At 63.0% G+C, this 24,717-nt stretch carries 24 protein-coding genes and 1 tRNA gene; 18 read left to right on the top strand and 7 right to left on the bottom strand.

Features of this window, described 5'->3' with window-relative positions; all coding sequences use genetic code 11:
- The 3 genes from LJE93_06745 to LJE93_06735 all read left to right on the top strand — a co-directional run.
- On the top strand, window positions 1-1,294 hold a 1,294-nt coding region (locus LJE93_06745; GenBank protein ID MCG6948597.1), incomplete at its 5' end, for a nickel-dependent hydrogenase large subunit.
- Between the two features lie 240 nt (window positions 1,295-1,534).
- Entirely contained in the window at window positions 1,535-2,059 is a 525-nt protein-coding gene (locus LJE93_06740) for a hydrogenase maturation protease (GenBank protein ID MCG6948596.1), read from the top strand.
- Between the two features lie 5 nt (window positions 2,060-2,064).
- Complete coding sequence (locus LJE93_06735) at window positions 2,065-2,433, top strand: hypothetical protein (GenBank protein MCG6948595.1); 369 nt, start codon at window positions 2,065-2,067, stop codon at window positions 2,431-2,433.
- A 69-nt stretch (window positions 2,434-2,502) separates the two neighbouring features.
- Here LJE93_06735 and LJE93_06730 read toward each other — a convergent pair whose 3' ends face one another.
- Window positions 2,503-4,020 (bottom strand): NAD(P)-dependent oxidoreductase, encoded by a 1,518-nt coding sequence (locus tag LJE93_06730; protein ID MCG6948594.1) that lies wholly within the window; start codon window positions 4,018-4,020, stop codon window positions 2,503-2,505.
- Between the two features lie 193 nt (window positions 4,021-4,213).
- Between LJE93_06730 and LJE93_06725 the strand changes: the two genes are divergently transcribed.
- The 8 genes from LJE93_06725 to rmuC all read left to right on the top strand — a co-directional run bounded on the left by LJE93_06725 (window position 4,214) and on the right by rmuC (window position 12,459).
- On the top strand, window positions 4,214-4,567 hold the full coding sequence (locus tag LJE93_06725) for a hydrogenase maturation nickel metallochaperone HypA (protein MCG6948593.1): 354 nt from the start codon (window positions 4,214-4,216) through the stop codon (window positions 4,565-4,567).
- 29 nt (window positions 4,568-4,596) lie between these two features.
- Window positions 4,597-5,268: a hydrogenase nickel incorporation protein HypB gene (gene hypB / locus LJE93_06720; protein MCG6948592.1), complete on the top strand. Its 672-nt coding sequence runs from the start codon at window positions 4,597-4,599 to the stop codon at window positions 5,266-5,268.
- Complete coding sequence (hypF, locus tag LJE93_06715; GenBank protein MCG6948591.1) at window positions 5,265-7,637, top strand: carbamoyltransferase HypF; 2,373 nt, start codon at window positions 5,265-5,267, stop codon at window positions 7,635-7,637. The genes hypB and hypF overlap by 4 nt, the downstream gene beginning before the upstream one ends.
- A 194-nt stretch (window positions 7,638-7,831) precedes the next feature.
- The gene (locus LJE93_06710) at window positions 7,832-8,059 is read left to right on the top strand and encodes a HypC/HybG/HupF family hydrogenase formation chaperone (protein ID MCG6948590.1); all 228 of its coding nucleotides are present in this window, start codon (window positions 7,832-7,834) and stop codon (window positions 8,057-8,059) included.
- Entirely contained in the window at window positions 8,056-9,162 is a 1,107-nt protein-coding gene (gene hypD, locus LJE93_06705) for a hydrogenase formation protein HypD (protein MCG6948589.1), read from the top strand. The genes LJE93_06710 and hypD overlap by 4 nt, the downstream gene beginning before the upstream one ends.
- On the top strand, window positions 9,159-10,178 hold the full coding sequence (hypE, locus tag LJE93_06700; protein ID MCG6948588.1) for a hydrogenase expression/formation protein HypE: 1,020 nt from the start codon (window positions 9,159-9,161) through the stop codon (window positions 10,176-10,178). Before hypD ends, hypE begins: the two co-directional genes overlap by 4 nt.
- Window positions 10,178-10,888: a hypothetical protein gene (locus tag LJE93_06695; GenBank protein ID MCG6948587.1), complete on the top strand. Its 711-nt coding sequence runs from the start codon at window positions 10,178-10,180 to the stop codon at window positions 10,886-10,888. Before hypE ends, LJE93_06695 begins: the two co-directional genes overlap by 1 nt.
- A 155-nt stretch (window positions 10,889-11,043) precedes the next feature.
- Window positions 11,044-12,459, top strand: coding sequence for a DNA recombination protein RmuC (rmuC, locus tag LJE93_06690; protein ID MCG6948586.1), 1,416 nt, complete (start codon window positions 11,044-11,046; stop codon window positions 12,457-12,459).
- 54 nt (window positions 12,460-12,513) lie between these two features.
- On the opposite strand, the gene LJE93_06685 is transcribed toward rmuC, so the two are convergent.
- The gene (locus LJE93_06685; protein ID MCG6948585.1) at window positions 12,514-13,218 is read right to left on the bottom strand and encodes a hypothetical protein; all 705 of its coding nucleotides are present in this window, start codon (window positions 13,216-13,218) and stop codon (window positions 12,514-12,516) included.
- Window positions 13,219-13,234: 16 nt separating this feature from the next.
- On the opposite strand from LJE93_06685, the gene LJE93_06680 reads away from it, so the two are divergent.
- Both LJE93_06680 and LJE93_06675 read left to right on the top strand, forming a co-directional pair.
- Complete coding sequence (locus LJE93_06680) at window positions 13,235-13,930, top strand: hypothetical protein (GenBank protein ID MCG6948584.1); 696 nt, start codon at window positions 13,235-13,237, stop codon at window positions 13,928-13,930.
- A 63-nt stretch (window positions 13,931-13,993) separates the two neighbouring features.
- A complete protein-coding gene (locus LJE93_06675; protein MCG6948583.1) occupies window positions 13,994-14,560 on the top strand; it encodes an isoprenylcysteine carboxylmethyltransferase family protein in 567 nt (188 codons plus the stop codon).
- Window positions 14,561-14,582: 22 nt separating this feature from the next.
- On the opposite strand, the gene LJE93_06670 is transcribed toward LJE93_06675, so the two are convergent.
- The gene (locus LJE93_06670) at window positions 14,583-16,406 is read right to left on the bottom strand and encodes an ABC transporter ATP-binding protein/permease (GenBank protein ID MCG6948582.1); all 1,824 of its coding nucleotides are present in this window, start codon (window positions 16,404-16,406) and stop codon (window positions 14,583-14,585) included.
- A gap of 209 nt (window positions 16,407-16,615) precedes the next feature.
- On the opposite strand from LJE93_06670, the gene LJE93_06665 reads away from it, so the two are divergent.
- The 4 genes from LJE93_06665 (at window position 16,616) to LJE93_06650 (ending at window position 21,382) form a co-directional block, all read left to right on the top strand.
- Complete coding sequence (locus LJE93_06665) at window positions 16,616-19,345, top strand: insulinase family protein (GenBank protein MCG6948581.1); 2,730 nt, start codon at window positions 16,616-16,618, stop codon at window positions 19,343-19,345.
- Between the two features lie 120 nt (window positions 19,346-19,465).
- Window positions 19,466-19,828: a lasso peptide biosynthesis B2 protein gene (locus LJE93_06660; GenBank protein ID MCG6948580.1), complete on the top strand. Its 363-nt coding sequence runs from the start codon at window positions 19,466-19,468 to the stop codon at window positions 19,826-19,828.
- 97 nt (window positions 19,829-19,925) lie between these two features.
- Complete coding sequence (locus LJE93_06655) at window positions 19,926-20,213, top strand: PqqD family protein (GenBank protein ID MCG6948579.1); 288 nt, start codon at window positions 19,926-19,928, stop codon at window positions 20,211-20,213.
- On the top strand, window positions 20,210-21,382 hold the full coding sequence (locus LJE93_06650) for an AI-2E family transporter (protein MCG6948578.1): 1,173 nt from the start codon (window positions 20,210-20,212) through the stop codon (window positions 21,380-21,382). Before LJE93_06655 ends, LJE93_06650 begins: the two co-directional genes overlap by 4 nt.
- A 55-nt stretch (window positions 21,383-21,437) precedes the next feature.
- On the opposite strand, the gene LJE93_06645 is transcribed toward LJE93_06650, so the two are convergent.
- Both LJE93_06645 and LJE93_06640 read right to left on the bottom strand, forming a co-directional pair.
- Window positions 21,438-21,911: a polymer-forming cytoskeletal protein gene (locus LJE93_06645; protein ID MCG6948577.1), complete on the bottom strand. Its 474-nt coding sequence runs from the start codon at window positions 21,909-21,911 to the stop codon at window positions 21,438-21,440.
- A gap of 29 nt (window positions 21,912-21,940) precedes the next feature.
- Window positions 21,941-22,016: transfer RNA gene (locus tag LJE93_06640), tRNA-Gly, on the bottom strand.
- Window positions 22,017-22,114: 98 nt separating this feature from the next.
- Here LJE93_06640 and LJE93_06635 point away from each other — a divergent pair.
- Window positions 22,115-22,576, top strand: a complete 462-nt coding sequence (locus LJE93_06635; GenBank protein ID MCG6948576.1) for a prepilin-type N-terminal cleavage/methylation domain-containing protein — start codon at window positions 22,115-22,117, stop codon at window positions 22,574-22,576.
- A gap of 210 nt (window positions 22,577-22,786) precedes the next feature.
- Here LJE93_06635 and LJE93_06630 read toward each other — a convergent pair whose 3' ends face one another.
- Both LJE93_06630 and LJE93_06625 read right to left on the bottom strand, forming a co-directional pair.
- The gene (locus tag LJE93_06630; GenBank protein ID MCG6948575.1) at window positions 22,787-23,920 is read right to left on the bottom strand and encodes a M20 family metallopeptidase; all 1,134 of its coding nucleotides are present in this window, start codon (window positions 23,918-23,920) and stop codon (window positions 22,787-22,789) included.
- Between the two features lie 137 nt (window positions 23,921-24,057).
- On the bottom strand, window positions 24,058-24,717 hold a 660-nt coding region (locus tag LJE93_06625; GenBank protein ID MCG6948574.1), incomplete at its 5' end, for a HAMP domain-containing histidine kinase.

Here is a 24,717-nt window from a genome sequence, read left to right as displayed (position 1 = left end):
TCTGTCCCCGTGGCCCGGGAACGACGTCAAGACGCTCACCGCGGTCAAGGAGAAGGTCGCCGACTTCGTCTCCAAGGGCCAGCTCGGCATTTTCACCAACGGCTACTGGGGCCACCCGGCGATGGACCTGCCGCCGGACGTGAACCTGCTCGCAGTGGCGCACTATCTGCAAGCGCTCGAGGCCCAGAAGACTGCCAACAAGGTCGTGGCCGTGCTCGGCTCCAAGACGCCGAATATCCAGAACCTCGCGGTCGGTGGTGTCGCCAACGCGATCAATCTCGATAACGAAGCGACGCTGAACATGGCCCAGCTCTACCAGATCAAGGGTATGCTCGAGGAGGTCAAGACCTTCGTCGACCAGGTTTACTTCCCGGACATCTGTGCGGTCGGCGCAATGTATGCGCCGTGGCTCAGCTACGGTGCGGGCGTCACCAACTATCTTTCGGTGCCCGACATGCCGCTCAATCCGGAGGGGACCGAGTTCCAGATGCCGGGCGGGGTGATCATGAATGGTGATCTCGGATCCTTCAGAGAGATCACTTCGTTCAATGACCCGCTGTTCCGCGACAACGTTGCCGAATCAATCGCCCACTCCTGGTACGACGGCGACTGGCAGAAGCACCCGTGGGAGGAGGACACCGTCCCCGCCTACACCGATTTCGACCCCGATGGCGCCTACTCGTTCGTCAAGGCACCACGCTTCGAGAGCAAGCCGATGCAGGTCGGGCCGCTCGCACAGGTACTGGGTGCACTGGCCGCCGGCGACGAGCTCACAACCCAGTTCGCCACCGAGACGCTGAAAACCGCGGGCAAAATCGCGCGCGCAAACCTGACGCCGGCGGTCCTGCACTCGACTCTGGGTCGCCACGCGGCGCGGATGATTCGTTGCCGGGTCATCGCCCATCAGGCGCTGGCACACTGGGAAGCGTTGGTCAACAACATCGCGTCCGGAGACACCGACATCTTTACCCCGTTCGAGTTCCCGGCGGGCGAGATCCAGGGATTCGGCTTCCACGAGGCGCCTCGCGGAACGCTGTCCCACTGGTGCGTGATCGACAACGGCAAGATCAAGAACTACCAGTGCGTGGTGCCCTCGACCTGGAACGCCGGGCCGCGTGACGGCGCGGACCAGATGGGACCCTACGAGGCCTCCCTGGTCGGCAACCCGATCGCCGATCCCGAGCGCCCGCTCGAGGTGCTGCGGACGATCCACTCCTTCGACCCGTGCTTGGCCTGCGCCATCCATACCCACGATCCGGATGGGAATGAGGTGTCGAAGGTCAGGGTGCTTTGAGAATTTTGAATTCTGAATTCTGAATTCGAAATTGAAACGTCAACTATCGGCCGGGAGCCACGCTCCCGGCCTTTTTCATATTTCGAAATTGAAATTTCGAATTTCGAATTTTCCTGAGAATGATTCGATAATCACAGGGTGAGTGGGCGGAAATCTGAAATTCGAAATCCGAAATCCGAAATTTCTTCGCGATCTGCGGCAATGCTGTCTTTCCGGCGCCGTCTCTGGCACAATCCCCCGATGGATGATTCGAAGCCCATCCGCATCCTCGGAGTCGGCAACGTGCTCTGCACAGACGACGGTCTGGGTCCGTACGCCATCAAGGTCCTCGAGGCACAGTACGAGTTTCCTCAGGGAGTCGAGGTATTGGATCTCGGCACACCCGGGCTCGACTTCACGCCCTATCTCGCCGACGCCCGAATGGTGATCGTGCTCGACACGATCAAGGGAGACGAGCCGGCGGGGACCTTGAAGTTGCTGCGCGATCGGGAAATTGTCGCCAAGCCGCCGCCCTCTCGTATGAGCCCTCACGAGCCGGGGCTTCGCGAGGCCATGATGGCGACGGAGTTTGCGGACAGCAACCCGGAGGAGATCCTTCTGATCGGTGTCGTGCCCGGAAGTACGGAGCAGGGCACCAGGCTGACCGATCCGGTTCGATCCTCAGTGCAGCAGGTCATCGAAACGGTGGTTGAAGAATTGGAACGGTTGGACAGCGCGCCGGCGCGACGCGATCCGCCGGCCCAACCCGATATCTGGTGGGAGTGATGTCAATGCAGCTGACCGAGACGCACGAACGGATTCTCATCTATCTCATTTCACTCCACAGCTTCATTATCGGTTTGATGCTGATGTTTGCGGGCGATTGGGCAATACGGTTCGCCGGCTGGCCAGGCGCCGACCCGATCTTCTTCATCTGGCAGGCCGGTGCTTTTCACTTCGTGCTGGCGACCGGCTACATCATCGAGTATTCACGGTCGAGGACGATCGTGCTGCTTCTGGTCGCGAAATCGATCGCCTTCGTGTTTCTTCTCGGCGGATCGTTCCTGGCCGAAACGCCGTGGTCAGTCTGGTTCTCGGGCTTCGCCGACGGGGCCATGGCGCTTACCGCCTACCTCGTCCACCGCGCCGTAGGACGTTGAACGTTCAACGTTGAACGTTCCAACGTTTGGCAGGAATGCCTGCGACCGATCCGAACTCAAACTGAAAACTCAAAACTCTTCTTCGAGCTCCTCGCCACCGACCTCCTCGTAGATCTCGAGGATCTGGTCGCAGCCGAATTGCACGGTCATCCGCAGGTAGTCGTGGATCGGCCCGGCGAGATCCTCTCCATCCGGGTCTGAGAGGAGGGTGTCGACGCACAGGGCGCTGACCGTCAACAGGGCTCCGATCACCTCGCGGACACCGAAGCCCTGCATCAGGCGCTTCTCGGCGAGGTCACGGCAGTAGGTTGTGAAGAGGCCCCGGTCGCCGGTGCGGATCGAGCTTTGCAGGTGGCGAAGGAGAATCATGAACCGCCACTCGAGGACGTCGCGTGCGACGTTCTGGTAGGAGGGGAAATGGGTTGCGGAACCCGGCGACAAAATCTGGTCGAGGAACTGCGTGCAGATCTCGTCGAGGTGCTTTTCGAGGAGCCAGTTGATGCGAAGGTTCGGCCGGAGGTGGACTTCCTTCATCGCCGCGCGGTTGAGGCGGTGCCACTCATTCGGGCTGACCTTGCGATGCTCCACCATGAATGGCATCCGCCGTTGTAGGAGGAGCCGTTTTCTCGGGCGCCACCCCAGCTTCTCGTACGTATTGCTGGCGTCGACCGCGAGATCGGTGTCGAGGAAGTTGATCATCCATGGCCGCTCGAACGGCCGATTTCCGAGCACACGCCCGAGAAGGTCCCGACCCCAGACGCCGATTCTCGCAAGAGTTTTCGGCATGAAGATCGGCCGTTGCCGTTGGCCGTGAAAATCGATGTTGGCGAGATCGAAGAGCGTCTTGTGGGAGAGGGTTTCGCTGGGGCTGGCGATGAAGATCTCTCGCTGGCCGATAGCGTCACCGAGCTCGAGCAGCTTTCTCATGAATGGACCCATTTCACGGACGTGCATATAGGGAATCGCCGTGGTCCCTTTGCCGCCGATGATGTGGCTGTTCCAGACGTTTGAAAGCCAGGTCTCGAGGAAGATGTAGAGGGGAGCATACTCACACCAGTCCGAGAAGAGGGCTGCGAGGCGGATGATGCAGGACGGAACGTCGTCGAACTCGGCCAACATCTCCTCGCCCATCCGCTTCGTGACCGCATAGACGTGGTCGCCGTCTGGCGGGCTGTCCTCGGTGAGGAATTCGCCCTTTTCAGGGAAGCTGGATACCGCGACCGATGAGCTGAAGACCAGGCGCTCCAAATCGAGGTCCCGGCACTCTTCGAGAACGTTGCGCATCCCTTCGACGTTGGTGCGCCAGTACTCGGGGTGCTTCTCTCCCGTGAAATCGTAGTGTGCGGCGAGGTGGAAGACGTAATTGGCACCGCCGGATTTCCGGATGTCATGGAACGTTGTGGCGAGAGCGTCACGATCTGCGATATCGACCTGGTGCCACGAGATGTTCTTGTGTACGGGTGCACCGCAGCGGGACTGAGATCGGCGGGCCAGGCCGACGATCTCGAAGTCATCCTTGAAGTAGTCGAGGAGTTGACGGCCGATGAACCCGGAAGCGCCCGTGATGATGAGACGAGGTAAGTCCATGAACGCGGGCATTGTACACAAGCCACCGGATATCAGATGGTGATGCGACGAAAGTTTTGAGTTATGAATTCTGAGTTCTGAGTTATCACCCACCCGCAAAAGAAATGGGGGGTTACAGGGAGCTCGAAACTCAAAACTCAGAACTCAAAACTCACGCGGGCGGGCGGGCGGCTATAATCACTCGGTGCACGAGATGGGAATTGCCATCGAGGTCTACAAGACCTGCCGCCAAACGATCGATGCGCACGGTGGCGGACGGCTGCAGCAGGCCCGCGTCGCCGTCGGAGAGCTGTCGGCCGTTGAGCCCGATCTCCTCGCCTACGCCTGGGAGGCCGTGATCGAGGGCGGAGCCGATTCCGGTGCGCAGCTGGTGATCGAGTGGTGTCCTGCCGACCAGCGCTGTGCCACCTGCGGCGAATCCAAGGACCGTGCAACCGGATCCTGGATGCGTTTGTGCCCTGACTGCGGCATGCCGCTCGAGGTCTGCGGAGGCGACGAGCTCGATGTCATCGATCTCAGCTTCGAAGCCGCTGATGCCGCGGGTTGACAATCCGGGAATCACGAGAGGATCTCGCAATGAAAAAGGTGGTAACCGTCAAACGTCGCGCCCTCGCAGCGAACGAGCAACGTGCCGAGGAGCTGAGGGCCAGGTTTTCCGACTCGGGGACCCTGGTGGCCAACCTAATCTCCTCACCGGGGTCGGGCAAGACGACCCTGCTCGAGGCGACCGTTCGAGCGCTCGACGGCGAGCTCACGACAGCGGTGATCGAGGGTGACGTCGCCACCGAGAACGACGCCGACCGCATCCGAGCCCTCGGCGTTCCGGCCCATCAGATCCTCACCGGTGGCGGTTGCCATCTGGATGCGCGCCAGATTGAAACCGGAATCGAGGATGCGGATTTCCCGGAGGTCGACATCCTGTTCATAGAGAACGTCGGCAACCTCATCTGCCCGACCACCTACGACCTCGGTGAAGACTTCAAGGTCGTCCTTCTGTCGGTGGCCGAGGGGGACGACAAGCCCGTCAAGTATCCGGCCATTTTCGCCCGCGCAGAGGTGGCGGTGATCACCAAGTCGGATCTGCTGCCGCACGTGCCGTTCGACCTGGCTTCGGTGAGATCCCAGATCAGCAGCCTCAACCCCAAAGGCACTGTTCTCGTCACGTCGTCGCTCGCGGGCGATGGGCTGGACGGATGGCTCGAGCTGCTTCGTGCCCGTCTCGCGGCCAAGAGGCAAGCGCGCGGGTGAAGAAGGCCGCACCAATCCGGGTACAGATAAGGTGGCGCGGCACCGTCCAGGGCGTCGGCTTCCGGCCGGTGATTCACCGCATCGCGAGCTCCCTCGGCCTTTCCGGCTGGGTGATCAACGATCCACAGGGGGCGACCGCCGAGATCGAAGGCCCGGCGGAGGTCGTCGAGGCGTTCTTCGACCGTGTGCCGACAGAGCTGCCGCCGCTGGCCAGGCTCGACAGGGTCGAACGAGACGAGATCGAGCCCCTCGGTGAAGCAGATTTCGAGGTTCGCACCTCAACCCTGGGGCAGAGAGAAGGAGCACTGGTACCACCGGATGCCGTCCTCTGCAGTGACTGTCGACGAGAAATGGAGGACCCCGAGGACCGCCGATATCGATACCCGTTCACCACCTGCACCAACTGCGGACCGAGGTTCACGCTGATTCGCTCGCTACCGTACGACCGGGAGCGGACTTCGATGGCCTGCTTCCCTTTGTGCACCGGTTGTGAGAAGGAGTACACCGACCCGGGTGACCGGCGCTTTCACGCCGAACCGGTGGCCTGCCCGATCTGCGGCCCTCGACTCTGGATTGCCGACGAGTGTGGTCAGCAGATCGAGGGTGCCGAGGATCCGATCGCGAGGGCCCGCGAGGCGCTACTGGACGGGCGAATCGTGGCAGTCAAGGGTCTGGGCGGTTTTCAGCTCGCCTGTCGCGCCGATTCCACGGAGGCGGTGAACCGGCTTCGGCGGCGGAAGAAACGCTTCGGTAAACCGTTCGCGGTCATGGTGCGAAGCCTCGAAGTAGCCGAGCAGACGGTGGTACTGGACGATGCCGCCAGGGAGCTGCTCGAATCGCCCAGGGCGCCCATCGTGCTCGCCCCGCGGCGAGGTGAATCGGCAGTGTCTGTTGAAGTGGCACCGGGGCTCGAGGATCTGGGTGTCATGCTGCCGACCACGCCTCTCCACGTCGAGCTCCTGAGAGACCCGAAAATGCCGCCACTGGTGATGACCTCCGGAAACTTGTCGGAGGAGCCGCTGAGGCGTGGGAATCGCGAAGCCATCGAGGGCCTCGCTGGTATCGCAGACTGTTTCCTCCTGCACGACCGCGATGTCGTGCGGCGCCTCGACGATTCGGTGGTGCGGACCTCGGACCGGGGCCCGAGGCTCGTGCGTCGAGCCCGCGGCTGGGTGCCCGAGCCTCTGCCGTTGCCGGTTTCGTCGCCGTCGGTGATCGTAGCGACCGGCGGACATTTGCAGGTGACCGGGTGCGTCGCCCAGTCCGATCAGGCCTTTCTCTCGCAGCACGTGGGAGACCTCGACTCGGTTCCGGCGCGTGAGTTCCTGGCCGAGGTGCTCGAGGGCCTGCTCGAATTCCTCGAGGTCGAGCCCGAAGCGGTGGTCGCCGACGCACACCCCGACTATCCGAGTTCCTGGATGGCAAGAGAAATCGCTGACAGATGTGGGGTGGATGTGCTGCCGGTGCAGCACCATGTCGCCCACGTGGCGGCTGTACTGGCCGAGCATGAACGCTTCCCCGACGTCGGTGATGCCTGCCTCGGAATCGCTCTCGATGGCACCGGGTGGGGGCCAGACGGCACCGCCTGGGGCGGCGAGTGGCTGTTACTCGACGGTGAGCTCCGGTGGAGCCGGCCGGGCCACCTCGATCCTCTGCCCCTGATCGGCGGAGAGGCGGCGGTGCGCGAACCGTGGCGAGTGGCTGTCGCGGCCCTGGCGGGTGCCGGTGAAGAGCGGATGATCGAGTCGACACCGATGACGGCGCAGATCGAAAAGGATCACCTGACGACGATGATACGGCTCGCTTCGAATCGGCAATGGCCGCTGGCGTCCGGCGCCGGCAGGGTCTTCGAAGCGGCGGGTGCTCTCCTTGGCGTCGGCGAGGTCAACCGGTGGGAGGGGGAGGCCGCGGCGCGGCTCGAAGCGCTGGCGTCGCGGCAGAGCGGCGACCCGGAGATCTGGAACGATGTCACCATCGAAGAACGGGAAGGAATTCCGGTCATTCCGTCATCCAGATTGCTGGTTGAAACGGCACGTCGCGCGGCGGAAGGAGAACCATCGTCCACGATTGCCGCCGGCTTCCACAACACCTTCAGTCGCCTCGCCGCGGAGCTCACCGAGCGAGTGGCCGGCGAACGACGTGGAATCGTTGCCCTCGGAGGTGGCTGTGCGGTGAATCGCATTCTCTGTCGAACGCTTTCCCGGGATCTGGAAGCGCGGGGATTCGAGGTTCTGCTTCCGCGAAACGTCCCACCCGGGGACGGTGGCCTGTCGTACGGGCAGGCGGTGATCGCCGCAGTTGCTGCCGCGCGTGGGGTGAAGCCGACTCAAACAAGCGAGAGATTTCAACAGGTAAAAAGCAGGAAGTGAAGGGTTTAGAGTCGAGAGTTGAGAGTTGTCCCCCTTCCTCTTTGCCGCGAGGGGTGGGTGGCGGAACTCTCAACTCTCTACTCTGAACTCCGAACTCCGAAAGACGAAGTCGATCGGCTTCGGTAGGATAAAGGGCGCGAAGCTTCTGGCGATCACTTCCGTGACCGCCGTGGAGAGCGATGGAGGGATTAGCGATGTGTCTCGCCATTCCGATGGTGTTGGTCGAGCGGAACGAGTTCGAGGGTGTGGCCGAAATCGACGGCGTGCAGCGGCGGATTTCGGTAATGTACGTGCCGGAAGCCGAGGTTGGAGACTACGTTCTCGTTCACGCGGGGTTCGCGATCGGCCAGGTGGATGCCGACGAGGCGGCGAAGACCCTCGAAATGCTCCGCGAGTACTCCGACGCCATGGCGGAGCTATGAGCTCCAATCTCTATAAGGACCCGGCAGCGATGGCCGGGATCCTGGATGAGCTTCGCCGGGAGGCGGCGAAGCTCGATCGCGGCGTGACTCTGATGGAGGTCTGCGGCACCCACACCCACAGCGTCGCGGGCGCCGGTTTGCGGCGCCTGATGCCCGACAAGGTTCGGTTGATCTCGGGTCCCGGATGCCCGGTGTGTGTGACCCCGGTCGACTACCTCGATCGAGCGCTGGCTCTCGCATCGCTCCCCGAAACCATCGTTTGCACGTTCGGGGATCTCATGAGAGTGCCGTCGAGCACGGTCAGCCTGGAGCGAGCGCGAGCCGAAGGTGCGAGCGTCGAAATCGTGTACTCCCCGCGCGATGCGCTCGATTTGGCGCGAGCGCATCCGGATCAACGGGTGATCTTCCTGGCCGTCGGGTTCGAAACGACCACCCCGACGATCGCCGGGGCGCTCTCCGAGGCCGAGGAGGAGGGTGTCCCGAACTTCCTGCTGTTGCCCGGCAACAAGACCATGCCCCAGGTGATGCGGGTGCTGGTCGACGATCCGGAGCTCGATGTCGACGGCTTCCTTTTGCCGGGCCACGTCTCGGTCATTACCGGCTGGAAGCTCTTCGAGTTCCTGGCCGAGGATTTCGATGTGTCCGGCGTGGTGGCCGGTTTCATGCCGACCGACGTTGTCCAGGGGGTGTTGGCCCTGGTTCGTCAGGCGGTCGAGGGGCGGGCCGAGATCGGCAACGTTTACGGACGGGTGGTGACGGCGGAAGGCAACCTCAGGGCGCGCGAGCTCGTCGACTGCTTCTTCGAGCCGTCCGACGAAACGTGGCGCGGTTTCGGCGTCGTGCCGGGGTCGGGGCTCGGCCTGCGGTCCGAGTTCGATCATCGGAACGCGGCTCTGATCGAGGTGGCGGTTTCGGAGCCGGCCGAACCGGTCGGTTGTCGCTGCGGAGAGGTCCTACGGGGGGTGATCGACCCCCCGGAGTGCCCGCTCTTCGATTCCGGCTGTGATCCAGACACCCCGGTCGGCGCCTGCATGGTGTCGTCGGAGGGAACCTGTGCGGCGTGGTACCGCCACGAACGGTGGGCCGAGGAAGCCGGTCCATGAAGGGCCCCGAGAAGGTCCTGCTGGCGCACGGTGGCGGTGGCCGCCTGACCCGCAGGCTGGTCGAGGAGCTCTTTCTGCCGGCCCTCCGAAATCCACATCTCGAGACGCTGACGGATGCTGCCGTTCTGCCGGAAATGCCGCCCGGGCGGCCGGCGCTCTCGACCGACGCGTTCGTGGTGGATCCGCCGGTGTTCTCTGGCGGCGATCTGGGCTACCTCAGCATTTGCGGCACCGTCAACGATCTCGCGATGTGCGGAGCGCGGCCGTTGTGGCTGACCTGGGCGTTGATTCTCGAAGAGGGGGCCGACGGCGACCTCCTCGAGACCTGCGTGCGCGGCGCTGCTGGCGCTGCGGAGGCCGCTGGAGTAACAGTCGTGGCCGGAGACACCAAGGTCGTGCCGCGGGGAAAGGGCGATGGGCTCTTCGCGGTCACTGCCGGCCTCGGGGTGGTCCCACCGGGCCGGGATTTGTCGGACGCGCATATCGAGCCGGGGGACGCCGTCCTCGTGTCGGGGCCGATCGGTGATCACGGGGCGACCGTGTTGGCCCACCGCCACCAGCTGTCGGCTCCGGGCCTGAGGTCTGACTGCGCGCCTCTGGCCGACATGGTCGAGACGTTACTGGGGAGCGAATCGGCGGTCAAGGCGTTACACGATCCGACCCGTGGCGGCGTGGTGACCGTGTGCCACGAGGTCGCCGACAGGTGTGGCGCCAAGGTGGTGCTCCGGGAGGAGGCGCTGCCGGTGCGCAGGGAGGTGGCCGGGGTCTGCGACCTCCTGGGCCTCGACCCGCTCGCCCTTGCCTGCGAAGGCCGGGCGCTGGCGTGGGTCGCGGCGGGTGACGCGGAAAAGGCGCTCGAAGCCCTGCGGTCGCACCCATTGGGTGCGGAATCTGCGATCATAGGGTGGATGGAAGAAGCGACCAGTGGAGCCCCGCCAGTTGTGATGAAGACACGGGTCGGTGGAGAGCGGCCCCTTGACCTGCTTTCCGGTCTCGATCTGCCAAGGATCTGCTGATGGAGTTCAGTCAAATCTCGCCCAGCCTTCTGGCGGCCGCCTTCGGGGTCGGCGTCGTCCACACGTTGCTCGGACCGGATCACTACCTTCCGTTCATCATGCTCGCAAAAGCCCGGGATTGGTCACGATTCCGCACGGTGGCCGTCACCTCGATCTGCGGTCTCGGTCATATCGGGTCGTCCGTGATTCTCGGCAGCCTCGGTATAGCCTTCGGGCTCGCCATCGGCCAGATCGATTCGGTTGAGTCCGGCCGTGGGCCGCTGGCGGCATGGGCGCTGGTAGCGTTCGGTGTGGCCTACGCTCTTTGGGGTCTGCGCCACGCCCTGCGCAAGCGCAAGGGGATCGAGGCCCATGTACACGGGGACGAGGTTCACATCCACAGCCACGGTCTGAGCCCTCACGGCCACGAACACCAGAAGATCGGTGCCACTACGACCTTCTGGACACTCTTCATCATTTTTGTCCTTGGCCCGTGCGAGCCCCTGATTCCGCTCTTCGCCCTGCCGGCGAGCCAGGGACGCTGGGACGTGGCACTCCTCACCGCGGTGGTGTTCGGGGTGGCGACGTTGGTATCGATGGTGGGAGCAACGCTTCTCGGCCTGAAGGGCCTGAACATGTTGAAGCTGGGCCCGCTGGAGCAGTGGTCGCACGTCATCGCGGGATGTGTCATCGCCGCCGCCGGCCTCTCGATCATCTACCTCGGTCTCTAGCCCGCATTATCCATGAAGTCTCTGCTGCGGCCGGCGATGCACCATACCCAGCGGCGCTTGCTCGCCACCCTCGCGACTAGACCTCATGAATAATGCGAGCTAGGATCGAAGAACATGGCGACGGCCAATTCCATCGATTTCGTGGGGGTCACCTGGTGACATTGTCGCCGGTCGTCTTCGGTGTAGCGCTCGCAGCTGCCCTGGTGGTGGGGGGCATCGTCGCATGGATTGTCGCCACCACCCGATCGCGTTTGGCGCACGCGCAGGTAGAGACCCACCTCGAGAAAAAGATCTCCGCCGAGGCCGCCCGCGCGGACCACGAGGCTCAGAGCAGGAGCGCCCTGGAGCGTGAGCTCGCCACGCTTCGGGAAGCAAAGAACGAGCTCGACCGTCAGGTCTCGGCCGCCGAGGTGCAGGTCAAGACCGTGCAAGAGCGCCTGGAAGAGCAAAAGGCTTTCATAACATCGTCGCGCAAGGAGTTCGAAGACACCTTCAAGGCACTGTCGGCAGCGGCTTTGGAGGGTAGCTCGAAACAGTTCCTCGAGCTGGCGGAGCAGCGGTGGAAGACGACGCGGGAGCAGTCCGCCGCCGATCTCGAGAAACGCCGGCAGGCCATCGAGGCGATGTTGGCGCCTCTCAAGGACACCCTCAAGAACCTCGATGCCAAAACTGCCGAGATCGAAAAGGAGCGGCGTGGCGCGTACGATGGGCTCAAGGAGCATCTGAGCCAGCTCCAGAGCGCGACCGCGACCCTTCAGGACAAGACGACCTCGCTCGACACCGCCCTGCGTGGAACGCAGGTTCGTGGCCGCTGGGGCGAACTCGCCCTGCGCAACATCGCAGAGCTTGCCGGGATGACCGAGCACTGCGACTTCACAGAGCAGACCACGACCGATGACGGGAAACGGCCCGACATGGTGGTACGGCTTCCTGAAGGTCGATTCATCGCGGTCGATTCGAAGGTTCCCTTGTCCGGCTACCTCAAGGCGGTTGAAGCCTCTGATGAGGAAGGGCGACAGGCGGGTCTGAGAGAACACGTCCAGGCCGTCCGAAATCACATCAAGAGCCTGGCCGCCCGCGATTACGCGGCCAACCTCGAAGGCGACGTCGATCTCGTCGTCCTGTTCCTCCCCGGTGATCCATTCCTCGCCGCGGCATTCAGCGAAGATCCGGACCTCCAGGTCGAGGCGATCGGATCGAGGGTTCTCCTGGCGACCCCGACAACCCTGGTCGCCCTCTTGCGAACGGTCGCGATCTACCACCAGCATCTGGCACTTGCCGAAAACGCGCGCGAGATCGGCGAGGTCGCCGGTCAGCTCTACGACCGTGCAGCGAAATTCGGCGACGATCTCGCGCGTGCCGGCCGGGGGCTCAAAACCGCGGTCGATGCCTTCAACGCAGCGGTTGGTTCCTTCGAACGTCGCATCCTGCCGATGGGTCAGAAGCTGGAATCACTGAAGGTGACCGAACACACAAAGCGCGAGCTGGCAGCGCCGAAAAGCCTTTCCGGCGGACCACGGACAGTGACACCGCCAAATGCGGACGACGTGGGCGAGGAAATCGACGGCTGATTCCCGGGCGCTATCCGGCTCCCCCCGGAGTTCGCCGAACTCCCGATAAGCTGGTCATTGCCTCCCGGAAGGGCGGCCGGTGGCAGGTCGGTTTCGCAGCCTCTTGCGGGCACGCCAAAGATCCACGATCCCGTGAACATACCGCGGCGGCTTCGGTTGGCCGAGGCGCGGATCACCGCCGGGGGCGAGTATCGTCTCCCACTTGATGATATTGGCTTCGTAGTAGAGCTCGATGAAGCGTTTCAGCAGACGGTGCCCCGGTCGGCCCGGGGGGATCCAAAAGGATCCCGCCAAATCGATGAAAACCACGCGGCCGTCGGGTCGAAGAAGAACGTTTCTGTACGCGCGAGCGTCGAGGTGGAGGAAGCCGATGTCGGTCATCCGTTCCATCGCCGTGCGGAGCTGGCCGAGGTAATTGTCCCGCCGTTCGTCGATGTCTTCGGCGAACCTCAGTGAGACCCCGTCAACCTTTTCCACCGCGAGGGCGTGATCATCGATCCGGCCGATGAACGTCGGGAACCACGGACGGGGGCCGGCGTAGGCGTACGCCCGAGACTCGCGATTGATCTCGAGACGGCCGATCAGACGCCGCCACCACGATCGCCGGGCGAAGTCCTTGACGATCATGGGCCCGTCTCCCGCGTCGACGACCATGACGTCGGCCTTGAACGGCGCACCGTCGGTCAAGAACTCCTTTGGCGCCTGGTCGAGGGTGGATCTGGCCGGGACGTTCGGAGTGGGGGCTTTCCCGGATGGCATCGATTACACTCTCACCATGACCCACATTATTTCACACGCCGGAGACCGGGTATCATTCAACCCCGGACGGCTGGAAGGCCGAAGCCCGGTGCGGGAAATCAGGGGACGCAACGGAACCAAGGCGGACGTTCGTTTCTTCGATCTCGATGGCGAAAGGGTGACGGTCAAGACCTATGCCCCGAGGGGATTCCTCCTTCGCAATACGCTCGGCCGATGGCTGATTCGACGTGAATCGGCGGCCTACGAAGCCGCGCGAGGAGCGTCAGCGTTGCCCGAGTTTCTTGGGCGCCTGGGACCGCACGTTCTGGCAACACGGTGGGTCGAGGCTGAGCCGTTGCGCGAGCGAGTCGGTGACGTTGTCGATGAGAGCATTTTCGAACGACTGAGTGAGGCGGTGGATGAGATCCATGATCGGGGCGTGGCCCTGGCTGATCTTCACCACCGCGACGTGCTGCTAGGTGACGACGAGTCGCTGTACATCGTCGATCTCGCCACTGCCTGGGTCCTGGGAGAAAAGCCCGGACCGATCAGGAGGCGTCTCTTCGAGCGATTCCGCGAGTCGGACCGAGTGAACCTGGCACGCATGCGTGCGAGATTCACCGGCGGTGATGTGGATGCCGCCGTGGCCTCGGTGAGCACGGCCGCTGCCGCCTGGCACAGGCGTGGCCGAAAGGTGAAGGACGTTTTGAACCGGCTGCGCGGAAAGCGGTGAGAGATACACAATCCAGGGTTTGTGCGCTATCCTGCCGGACGATCAAAGGGTTGGGAGACGTCCATGAGCGAAGGTGAGTACAACAGGTTCCTCGGCATACTGCGCCTGGTGGCGCTGTTCCTCGTCGTTCTGGCGTTGATCTACTACTCGCAACCGACCGTGCTCAGTGTTGCGATCGGCTTCATTTTCGTGTTCCTGGGAGAGAGCGTGCGTTTCTGGTCCTCGGGGCTGCTGCTGAAGACCAAGGAGCTGATGACGGCCGGACCCTACCGCTATACCCGCAATCCGCTCTACCTCGGCCGGTTCCTGATCCTCACTGGCCTCATCATCATGGTCAACCTCCCACACCACCTGAGCCTGGTGGCCCTGGTCGTGGGTTGGGCGTGGTTCCTGGGCGTCTACATGCGGCGCAAGGAAAGGGTCGAGCCGGCGCGCCTGCGCGAGGAGCATGGAGAGGCATACGACCGTTACTTCGAGGCCGTTCCGGCGCTATTTCCGACCTTTCGTCCGTACCAGGACTACACGCCGGCGAGTTGGTCGGCCGCGCGAATGACGCGCAACCGCGAGTACTGGATGGTGATCGGTCTTCTCGGAGTCACGGCATTCCTGCTATGGAAGGCGTTGGCTTAGCCAATTCGGCGACACGATCGGTTCAGGTTTGGAACTGGAGCCTGTGGAGGTGGGCGTAGAGCCCGTCTCGATCCATCAGGGTCTGGTGGTTTCCCTCTTCGACGATCCGGCCATCGGCCAGGACGATGATCCGATCCGCCTCGCGGATGGTCGCCAATCGGTGAGCGATCACCAGACTGCCACGTCCTTCCATGAGAACGTTCATCGCCTGTTGCACCTTGTCCTCGGACTCCGCATCCAGGGCTGAGGTCGCTTCATCGAACACCAGAAAAGCCGGGTCTTTGTAGATGGCGCGCGCAATCGTCAGGCGTTGGCGCTGGCCCATTGAAAGCCTGGCCCCACCTTCGCCGAGCATTGTTTCGTAACCGTCCGGCAGCTCGCTCACGAACTTGTCCGCCTGGGCCGCAACGGCGGCCTTCCGGACATCCTCGAGCGATGCCTCTTCTCGGCCGGAGGCGATATTAAGCCGGACCGTGTCGTCGAACAGGATCGTCTCCTGGGTCACGAGGCCGATGTTGCCCCGGACTGAGGCGATCGTCAGGTCGCGGAGGTCGGCGCCATGCATTTTGACGCTACCCGATGTCGGGTCGGCAAAGCGGAGCATCAGGTTCGCCAGGGTCGTCTTGCCGCCGCCCGACGGCCCGACCAGGGCGACCATCTCGCCGCGCCTCAGGTGGAGGTCGACGCCTTTGATCGCCGGTTCGTTCGAGTCCGGATACGAGTAGACGACATTGTCGAAGTGGATGTCCTTGGGTTCGACCTCGAGCTCCCGCGCACCCGGGAGATCCTGGATCTCCAGCGGCCAGTCAATCATGGCGAAGATTCTGTCCGCGGCCGAAAGGGCCTGCTGCACCTGGACATTGATCTGGTTGAGCCGCCGGGCAGACATGAAGAGGAATGTGAGACCACCGAGAACGACCACGAAGTTGCCGGGATCGACGGAGCCGGAGGCTATGCCTTTCCCCGCGAGGAAGAAGAGGACGCCACCTGCGATTGCTCCGACGAGCTCGACGATCGGCCCCGAGGCGGATGCCGCTCGGCTCGCCTGAAGATCGACTTTGAACAGGCGCGCGAGAGTTTCGTGGAAGCGCTCGATGGCTATCTCTTCCATCGAAAACGCCTGGATGATTTTGGCGCCGGTGACCGATTCCTTGAGCTGATTGGCAGCTGTTGCAGTCTCCTCCTGAGAGCGGGTTGCCGCCTTGCGCAGGCGTCTGCCGAGGCGCATGACGGGATATCCCATGAGCGGCAAGACGATCAGGGCCATCACCGTCATTCGCCAGTCGTAGATGAGGACGAGGGCGAGCATCGCGGGCGCCATGGCGCCGACGCGAAAGGCATCGGCCAACACCAGCGTCGACATCAGCTTGATGAGGTGCATGTCATTGAGCAAACGGGACAGCACCTCGCCCGTTTGATGGGTACGGTAGAAGCTGGGTGACTGATAGACGAGTGATTCGTGGAGGTCCCCTCGCAGGTCGCGAATCACCGCTGACCCCGTCTTCCTGGTCAGGTATTCCCCGAGATAGAGCAGGATACCCCGGATGAAGAAGATCACAACCAGCAGAATCGGCACCTTGACCAGCGGCCTGTCACGCAGCCAGGCGGATGCTTCTTCGATCGGTAGCCTATCGATCATGTCGTCCAGGAGGTCCGTCTCTTCGTCGACGGTTGACGTCGCGGCAGTCGAAGCCGGCGTGGCGAGAAGGACGTCGTTGACGATGGGTTTGAGGGTTGCGACCGCCAGGCTCATCAGGGCGCCTGCGATGGCCAACATGATTGCTGCTGCGATCATCTGGCCGAGGTAAGGGCGCATATAACCCAACAGCCTCTTGAGACTTGCCACGCGCAGATGGTAGCACTCCGGACCGCCCACAGACGGCTATACGGCCAAACGGGTTCCGCGCATCTAACCATCCACATCCGTGCGGCTGAACGCCAACCGGCCTTGACACTGACGACGCCAAGCCAGATCCGTTCGCCGTCGAGCCGTCGAGCCGTCGAGCCGTCGGGCCGGGAGGGTGGCTGGGCGCGAGGTGGGTTACAATCCGCGCCATGCTCTCTTCAATATTGCGTCGTGTGTCGTCTTACCTCATCCTGGCGGGCTTCGTCTGTGCTGGCATGGCCGTGACGCCATCCGCCGGTAACACTGAAGAAGCCCTGTCGCAGGGTCCGGTCGAGCGGGTTCTGCCGTCGGGTGCCAAAGCCTTGATTTTGCCACGTCCGGGCTCCGGAACGGTCCTGATCACGGTTGCCGTTCCTGCCGGTTCGCAGGACGAACCGAGCGAGATGGGAGGCCTATCGCACTATCTCGAGCACCTCCTCTTCGACGGTTTTGACGATCTCGACGAGCGGGGTGTGACCGAGGCATTCGAACGGCTGTCCGCGTACATGAATGCATTCACTCGGGAGCAGGCGACAGTCTTTTTCGCACTGGTCCCTCGAGAGGACGCAGTCGCGGCAGCTGAGCTGATAGCCGGTATGCTGACCCGATCCACCATCGGGGCGGCAGTCTACGAAAAGGAGAAGAAAGTCATCCTCGAGGAGCTCGCGAAGGATCACGCCTCGCCCAATGGCCTCAAGGAGGAACGGCTGCGGAGCGTGCAGTGGAGTGCCACGCCGCTCGAGCACCCGGTCGGCGGGACCATCGATTCGGTTGGTGCCACGACCCGAGACGAGGTGATTCGCTACTGGAAGGCCCACTACGCACCGTCCGGGTACCGGCTGCTGGTTACCGGAGACCTGGCCCTCGATGGCCTGGACGACGTTTTGACACCGTTCAACGCGCTCGCTGCCGGTCCGCCGCGCCCGGAACGGTCCGATTCACTCGACTGGCCCGGCTGGGGCCAGTGGGCAGCGGTACCTGCGCCGAAACCGGCCGAGGCGCCCGCGGGCATGCCTTCGATGGGTATGGGACACGGGATGCCCGGAGCGCAACATGGACCGGGTGGTGGCACGCTTTCGGTGGTTGTCGCAGCTCCGGATGCCCTCGCGGAATCGGCCACCGCGATCGAGGTCGTCTCCCGTTGGCTGGAAAGCGCAGACGGGCCGCTCGCCTCGGCCCTGGGCTCGGAGTGGGTTCGAGACATATCGGTCGTTCGTCTGCCTCGGGTGCCCCGAGATCTCGTGGAGATTCGGATCGAGGCGGCGACCGGAGTCAAGCCCGAGGCCCTGCTCTCCCGCACTCTCGGCGCTCTGGGCTCGGCGGCCGCAGGACCCGGTGACGCCCAGGTCTCGGCCATCCAGCAGGTGTGGGCTGGGGAACGTGCGCTCAACGATCAGCGCCTGCACTACGCGGCGGTGTTCTACGGCGAGGCCCTGGCATCCGGCCGGGGCGACCTGGCCGAGTCGGTGGCCCCTTCGCAGGTGACTCCGATGGAAGTGCGATCTGCGGCGGGCGACCTGCTCGCTCAGGCCGGTCCGCGAACCAGGGCGTCCTGGCTCGGGGACGGAGGCCCCGAAGGCAGGGTGCCGCTCCCGGCTCCGGTGGAGACTGCCCAGCGAAAAGCGTCGACTGGATTTGAAGAAGGACCGCTCGGAAGCCTGACCACAACACTGGCCAACGGCGTCGTGGTCGGCATTCTCCCGGAGACCGGCAGTGAGGTATTCGGTATCCACCTCCTGGTGGCGGATCGTACCCTCCGCGAGCCCGAAGAGAACGCCGGAGCGGCTGATTTGCTCCACCGTCTGCTCACGGGTGGAACAGTACTCAGTGGCGCCAGAGAGCTCGAGCGCCGGTTCGAGCGTGCGGGCATCGACGTCAAAACCGCCGACTCGCCGGCGATCCCGTTCGACAATCGTTACCACGTTCCGGATTTCTCATATGTCCGGATCGAGGGCCCTGCACGAAGCTTTACCCTGGCTCTCACGATGCTGGCAGAAATGATCCGCGCCCCGGCGTGGGATGACGACGGATGGCGATCGGCGATCGATGGACATCTTTCGGCCCGGGAAGCAGACAATAGGGGCTCCGAAAATGCGCAACGGTTGTTGTTTGCGACGATACTGGGCGCTGATCATCCCTTGGCGCGGCCGGTTTCAGGACCGCAGGGCACGCCCCCCATCACCAGGGAGGATGGTGGCGACAGCCTGGCGGCATGGTCGCAGGAATATTTTTCCCCTGACCGCCTGGTGATCACCGTCGCCTCTCCCCGGACGGCAGAGGAAACCCTCGAGATCGTGGAGGGAGCTTTCTCGGGTGGACCGGCGGCTATTCCCAGCCGTGGGCCGTATCCAGCCCCGCGTCCGGCTGACGAGGCACCGAAGGTGGAAATCGGCGATGCCCCTCAGGTGACGGTTCTTTGGGGGCGTCTGGCAGAGGTTGCAGCCGAGGACCGGCCGGCGATGTTGGTGGCGATGGACGCCCTCTCCGATCGCATGACGGCGGTGATTCGGGAACGTGAGGGACTGGCCTACCGTCTCGGTGCCGGGGTTCGCTCGGTCCCGGGGGGGGCATGGATCCTTTCGGCAACCGTGGGCACGCGCCCGGAAAATACAGAGCGCGTGGTCGAGCTGCTGAACTCGCTGGTCGGCGAACTCGGTACCGATCCACTTGCTGCGCCCGATCTCGAACGGCTCAACGCCCGTGCGAGGCGGACGCGAATGCTGAGGGGACTCTCGGCTGCATCACGGGCGTACCGTGTCGGGCGTGCTCTTTTCGAGGGACCGGGCTCCCCGCTGGCGGTCGATGATGCCGCCTACGCGGCGGTGACGCCCGAGGAGGTTCAGAAGGCTGTGCGCACCTACCTCGTTCCGGAGGAAATGTTGCTCGTGGTGACGCCGTGAGACGGCGCCGAAGAGGGCGCAATTCGAACCGGCGGACATCAGGAGGTTGCCACGGCGTTTGACCCGGTAGACATCGCGCTCTTCCTGCGAGCCCTCGCAATTGCCAGGCACGCCGAGAAGGTGAAAAGACTCCCGGTACCGGAAGTCGTCAGCGTCATCACAGGCACGACCGGGGAAGTCAGAGACCAACCGATCGGCCGTCTCGATCTGGCGTCCCGACGAGCAGTGGCGTTATGGCGTCGTTGGTTCGGCGGGATCGACACCTGCCTCGTCCGTTCGCTCGTGCTCGGTGGCATGCTGCGCGGGGGTGGCGAGGTCGAGCTGTGTATCGGATTCCGCCCAGGAGACGAAGAGCTCCCGTTGGACGGACACGCGTGGGTGACGGTCGACGGGCGCCCGGTCGGTCATGATGGCGCCCTGGCGCGGGAGGGTTATACTCGGGTTCTCACGGTACCTTTTTCGCAACGAATGGAAGAGGTATGACGGTGGGAGAGACGGGAGAATCGGTTGTCTGTCGAATCAATAGGCAGGCTGGCGCCGGCCGAGCCGTTGTGACGAGTCGGCGAGGGACCGTTCCGCGATGAGGCGAGTTGTCGACCTTTCTCGGCTGCTGTCCTCCGATGCCGTCTCGCAGACCCGGCTGGCGGACCACAGCGGTGTCCTCCTCGATATCGATTCGCTTCGTGTCTATTCCCTCAACGAGACCGGGATGTGCCTGATTGAAGCCCTGCGCGAAGGCGTCGACGATCACGACGCGCTCGTGCAGCGCATCATCGAGGAGTTCGAGGTTGATCGTACGACCGCTGCGGCCGACGTCGACGCCTTTGTCGAAGAGTTGGCGCACTACCTGGTGGACAGGCGGGCATGATGGCGGCGGACCCACCGGAAGTCGACGTCGAGTCGGCCGTAAGGGCACCGGAACCGCCGCAGCGCGCGGCCTGGGTCGGTCTCCTCTTCGCGCTCGGGGTGTGCGCCGTCGTGGTGCTGATGGTGCTGGCACCGTTTTTCTCGGTCATCCTGCTGGCGGTCGTGGCGGCGGGATTGATTCGCCCGTCCTATCGGCGCCTTGTCGAGGCCCTCAACGGTCACCGGAAAACGGCGGCGGTTCTGATCTGCGTCATTCTGCTCGCGCTTCTTTTGGTGCCCCTCTACCTGATTGCCCAGGAGGTGTCGCAGGAGGCGCTGAATCTGTACGAAATGAGCACCACCCAGCTGACCGAAGGGCGTCTCCTGACCATGCTCGAGCAACGGCAGGAGGCGATCGACAAGGTCAACCTCGTCCTCGAACCATTTGGCGTCAACCTCACGATCGAACGCGTCTACGAGCTTCTTGCCACCCTGGGAGTCCGAATTGGCGGGTTCTTCTACAAATCGGGAGTGTCTCTGGCGAAGAGCCTGGTCCGATTCGTGTTCGGATTCGTGTTCTGGGTGATCGTGCTTTACTACCTGCTGGTAGATGGCCGCAAGTTCCGAACCTGGATCGAAGAGACCTCGCCGCTACCGGTCGACGAGCAACGCCTCGTGGCCCACCGTTTCATGGACATGGCGTCATCCCTGGTAGTGGGAAACGGCGTGGCTGCGATCATCCAGGGCACCGTCGGAGCGTTCCTGTTCCTCGGTCTCGGGATTCAGGGCCCCGTGCTCTGGGGCGTCGTCATGGCGGTGGTGGCATTCATTCCGGTCATCGGGATATCCCTGGTTTACATTCCGTTCACGATCTTCCTTCTGCTCGCCGGTGAAACGACGCGGGCCATGGTGCTTTTTATCGTTCTTGCGTCGGTCGGGGCTGTCGCCGAATACTGGCTGAAACCCAACCTGGTGGGTAGAAGGGCGCAGATGCATACTCTGCTCGTCTTTCTGTCCCTCATCGGTGGCGCGGTTGTGTTCGGTCCGGTCGGGCTCCTTCTCGGTCCGTTGACGATGACCGCCTTCGTGACCCTGGCCGGCATCTACCGCGAACGATACAGGCCCTTTCTGAAAGACGATGGGTCGAACGGCGTGACAGCTGTCGAGCTGTCAAGCACCGTAGAGTCGTGATCCAGCTTCAAAGCGCATATTGATGGGGCTCTTCGCCCCTTGGCGCTGCACTTTGTCAGACTTTTGGAGACTCGTCCTGGATCTTGCGTGCGCTCGAGGTGCGCACCTGTGGCGGACTGTGCGAATCCTGCATGTTGACCTTGCCCTTGAACGCGGCGCCGTCGTTGATCAGGATCCGGGGTGCGGTCAGGTTTCCTTCGATCCTGGCGGACGATTCGAGCGAAATTTTCTCTTTGGCTGTGATGTCGCCCGTTACCGAACCTGCGACGGTGACCAAACGCCCATGGACTGCCGCTTCCACGCGGCCGTGCTCGGCGACGGTGACGGTTCCACTCACATCGATGGTTCCCTTGACGGTGCCGTTGACGATGATCTCGGCTGACCCAGAGATGCGCCCGTCCAGAACCGTCGACCTCGCAACCAGGGTCGGCTCCGAGCTCGAAGCTGGCTTGGGGACCTTTACCGACTTTTCGGCCGGCCGTGTTGCCTTTTGTTCGGGTGTGGATTCGTCGTGTCCGAAAATACCCATGAGTCAATCCTTGTCGAAGAGGGTTCGGTTGGAGCGGGCAACGGGACTCGAACCCGCGACGTTCAGCTTGGGAAGCTGACACTCTACCAGCTGAGTTATGCCCGCCCGGGCGGGCCGACTCTAGCACCGAAGAGACCGGCCGGCAAGGGTCGAATTCACGCGAAATTCGAAATCTGGCACACGAATTGCTCGGGACACAGGCCATGGACGGTCGACCTCACTTGAAATCACGGGGGTTCTCACTCATCGAGTTGTTGATTGTCGTCGCCATCATCGGCTTGATCGCGGTCATCGCAATTCCGAATCTCGTCAACGCAGTCCAGAGGGCACGGCAGGCGCGAACAGTCAGCAGCGCGCGGGCAATCGCCGCAGCGGTCAGCATGTACCAGCAGGACTTCACCGAGTTCCCGCTGGCTCCGTCGTGGGTCGACGTCGAAGAGATTCGCGACCACATTGCGATCTATCGCGGCAACATGGATCCTCTCGATGGTTGGGATGAACCGTTCATGTACCAAAGCGACGGACGCGCGTACACGCTGGTCTCTTACGGCATGAACCGAAGTCCGGACACCCCGTGGACCCGCGGTCCAATCAGTTATTTCACTGACGATATCGTGATCGACACCGGCACCTTCATGCAATGGCCGGAAGGCATTCAAGAATAGCGCGACGCGATGAATCACCAGCGAGAGAATAGACGCCACAATGAACATCTCGGGTCCGTGTGCCGCTGAACGTCAGTGCGCACCGTGAAAGTGACGTCCGGAGTCATGCCGTTCGACACCGACGAGCGACCTCGGCCACGTCGCATATGTGAGGTAGGTCACATGTTTATGTGATCGACGGCAACCGAGCGTGTTGATTGAAGGGCGCGTTCATTCCCCGGGCGGATGGACGAGAGACAGAACGAGCTCGGTGAGAAGGGCCAGGCGCTGCGGCACGTCACCGATCACGATGGATTCGTCCATCTGGTGTGCACCCTCTCCGGCAGGTCCGAACCCGTCGATAGTGGGTGCTCCGACCGCGGCTGCGAGGTTTGCGTCCGACGACCCTCCCCACTGAATCGCATCAATCGAGAGCCCGAGGGCGCGGCCGATCTTGCGCGCCCGTTGGAAGAGCCGCTCGGACTCCTGAGACGGCTCCATCGGCGGACGATTCCAGCTGCCGAAGACGTTGATGGTGGCGCCCGGATCCACCGGCGCGAGACGACGGATGGCGGTGTCGATTCGTCGGACCTCGCTCTCGGTCCAGGCTCGTACGTCAATCCGGATTTCTGCCAGGTCGGGGACGGTGTTGGCCGAGTGTCCGCCCGAAATGACGTTTGGCCCGATTGTCGTGCCGGCGGCCGGGTCCTGTAACTCCATCAGGCGGAGAACCTGGTGCGACGCTTCGACTACCGCGTTGATGCCACGCTCGGGTGCGGCCCCTTGGTGGCTCGATCGTCCTCGAATCGTTGCCACGTACTCGCCGGATCCTTTTCTCGCAATTTTGAGACTGCCGTCGAGGTTGCACGGTTCGAGCACCAGGACGAAATCGGCGCGGCGGGCCGCTTCTTCGATGTAGGGGCGAGATCCGGGTGAGCCGGCCTCCTCATCGGGATTCATCAGCACCTCTATCTCGGGATGGGGTCGGCCATAGGCATCGAGATAGCGCAGCAGCCAGAGAGCGAAGAGCAACCCGCCCTTCATATCGAAGACGCCTGGGCCGCTCACGCGATGACGATCGGTCTTCCAGAGGCTGTTCCACGATCCGATTGGCCAGACCGTGTCGAAATGTGCGAGCAGCAACACTCGGTTGGCGACGCCTTCTCGCCGCAGGCGGAGAAGAGGACCGTGATCCTGGAGATCACAACGTTCCATTGTCCCGAACGGTGCAAAGCATTTGGTCAAAAAGAGTGCCGCCCGTTCAAGATGATCGAGATTACCGGTGGGCGTTTCGATCTCGGTCAGAGCCTTCAGCTCGTCAAGGTAGTCCTGAAGGTGTCGAGTGAAGAATGCAGTCGTCTCCATGGATCTTCGATCACACACCAATCCCCGGGGAGATGCAAGTGAAAGCCCTCTCGACTCGGGTTCTTGCTGCCCTGTACTGCACGCAGGTTGGTGCCGGTATTGCGCCACCCAAGGTTTTCTTTGGTCGTTGGAGGAATTCAATCGGAAGCAGGAATTGTCACCCTGACTGTCGTGCCTACATCGACCTCGCTCTTCAGGACGAAGGTCCCTCCGAAGGCTTCGATCTGCCGCTTGCTCAGGGGCAGACCGAGGCCGAAGCCGTCGCGGTTCTCCCCCGGTTCTCTGTGAAGTTGGGCGAACGGCCGCAGGGCCTCTTTGATCCGGCCGGTCGGTATCCCGCAACCCGTGTCACGGATCACGATCACGACCTGACCGGGCTCTTCGCGGGCCTCGAACACAATCGATCCGCCCTCCGGCGTGAAGCGAAGGGCGTTCTCGATCAGCCGTCGAAGAGAGTCTTGGAGCCGAGCGGCATCGATGGAAACCCGAGGCATGTCGGATGCCACCTCAGCTCGGAATGACAACCCCTGTTGCTCGGCTGTTGGCTGGAGATCCGCAATCACCGAGGTGACGACCTGGCCGAGGTCAGCCGGCGCGTTCTCGACTCGAGCGGTTCCGATTTCGAGCGCTGCCAGATCGACGATTTCGTCCAACAGCCGATGGAGCTTCGCCGAGTTTTCGCAGGCTATCGAGAGGAATGACGCCTGCTCCTCACTGAGCCCCTCGCGAAGATCGGTGTTGAGAATCTCGAGATAGCTGGTGGCCAGGGTGAGGGGACTGCGGATGGCGTGCGCCGC

It is taken from the genome of Acidobacteriota bacterium (assembly GCA_022340665.1).
GTDB lineage: Bacteria > Acidobacteriota > Thermoanaerobaculia > Thermoanaerobaculales > Sulfomarinibacteraceae > Sulfomarinibacter.
Note: the sequence above shows the minus strand (reverse complement) of the source record. Positions and strands in the feature narration are given on the sequence as shown.

Coding starts and splice junctions, on each gene's coding strand:
- LJE93_06635 (MCG6948576.1), top strand. CDS start 22,115: ATGGACGGTCGACCTCACTTGAAATCACGGGGGTTCTCACTCATCGAG.
- LJE93_06695 (MCG6948587.1), top strand. CDS start 10,178: ATGGAGTTCAGTCAAATCTCGCCCAGCCTTCTGGCGGCCGCCTTCGGG.
- LJE93_06655 (MCG6948579.1), top strand. CDS start 19,926: ATGAGGCGAGTTGTCGACCTTTCTCGGCTGCTGTCCTCCGATGCCGTC.
- hypB (MCG6948592.1), top strand. CDS start 4,597: ATGAAAAAGGTGGTAACCGTCAAACGTCGCGCCCTCGCAGCGAACGAG.
- LJE93_06650 (MCG6948578.1), top strand. CDS start 20,210: ATGATGGCGGCGGACCCACCGGAAGTCGACGTCGAGTCGGCCGTAAGG.
- LJE93_06710 (MCG6948590.1), top strand. CDS start 7,832: ATGTGTCTCGCCATTCCGATGGTGTTGGTCGAGCGGAACGAGTTCGAG.
- LJE93_06675 (MCG6948583.1), top strand. CDS start 13,994: ATGAGCGAAGGTGAGTACAACAGGTTCCTCGGCATACTGCGCCTGGTG.
- hypE (MCG6948588.1), top strand. CDS start 9,159: ATGAAGGGCCCCGAGAAGGTCCTGCTGGCGCACGGTGGCGGTGGCCGC.
- LJE93_06725 (MCG6948593.1), top strand. CDS start 4,214: ATGGGAATTGCCATCGAGGTCTACAAGACCTGCCGCCAAACGATCGAT.
- LJE93_06740 (MCG6948596.1), top strand. CDS start 1,535: ATGGATGATTCGAAGCCCATCCGCATCCTCGGAGTCGGCAACGTGCTC.
- LJE93_06645 (MCG6948577.1), bottom strand. CDS start 21,911: ATGGGTATTTTCGGACACGACGAATCCACACCCGAACAAAAGGCAACA.
- LJE93_06735 (MCG6948595.1), top strand. CDS start 2,065: ATGCAGCTGACCGAGACGCACGAACGGATTCTCATCTATCTCATTTCA.
- LJE93_06630 (MCG6948575.1), bottom strand. CDS start 23,920: ATGGAGACGACTGCATTCTTCACTCGACACCTTCAGGACTACCTTGAC.
- LJE93_06730 (MCG6948594.1), bottom strand. CDS start 4,020: ATGGACTTACCTCGTCTCATCATCACGGGCGCTTCCGGGTTCATCGGC.
- hypD (MCG6948589.1), top strand. CDS start 8,056: ATGAGCTCCAATCTCTATAAGGACCCGGCAGCGATGGCCGGGATCCTG.
- LJE93_06665 (MCG6948581.1), top strand. CDS start 16,616: ATGCTCTCTTCAATATTGCGTCGTGTGTCGTCTTACCTCATCCTGGCG.
- LJE93_06680 (MCG6948584.1), top strand. CDS start 13,235: ATGACCCACATTATTTCACACGCCGGAGACCGGGTATCATTCAACCCC.
- LJE93_06685 (MCG6948585.1), bottom strand. CDS start 13,218: ATGCCATCCGGGAAAGCCCCCACTCCGAACGTCCCGGCCAGATCCACC.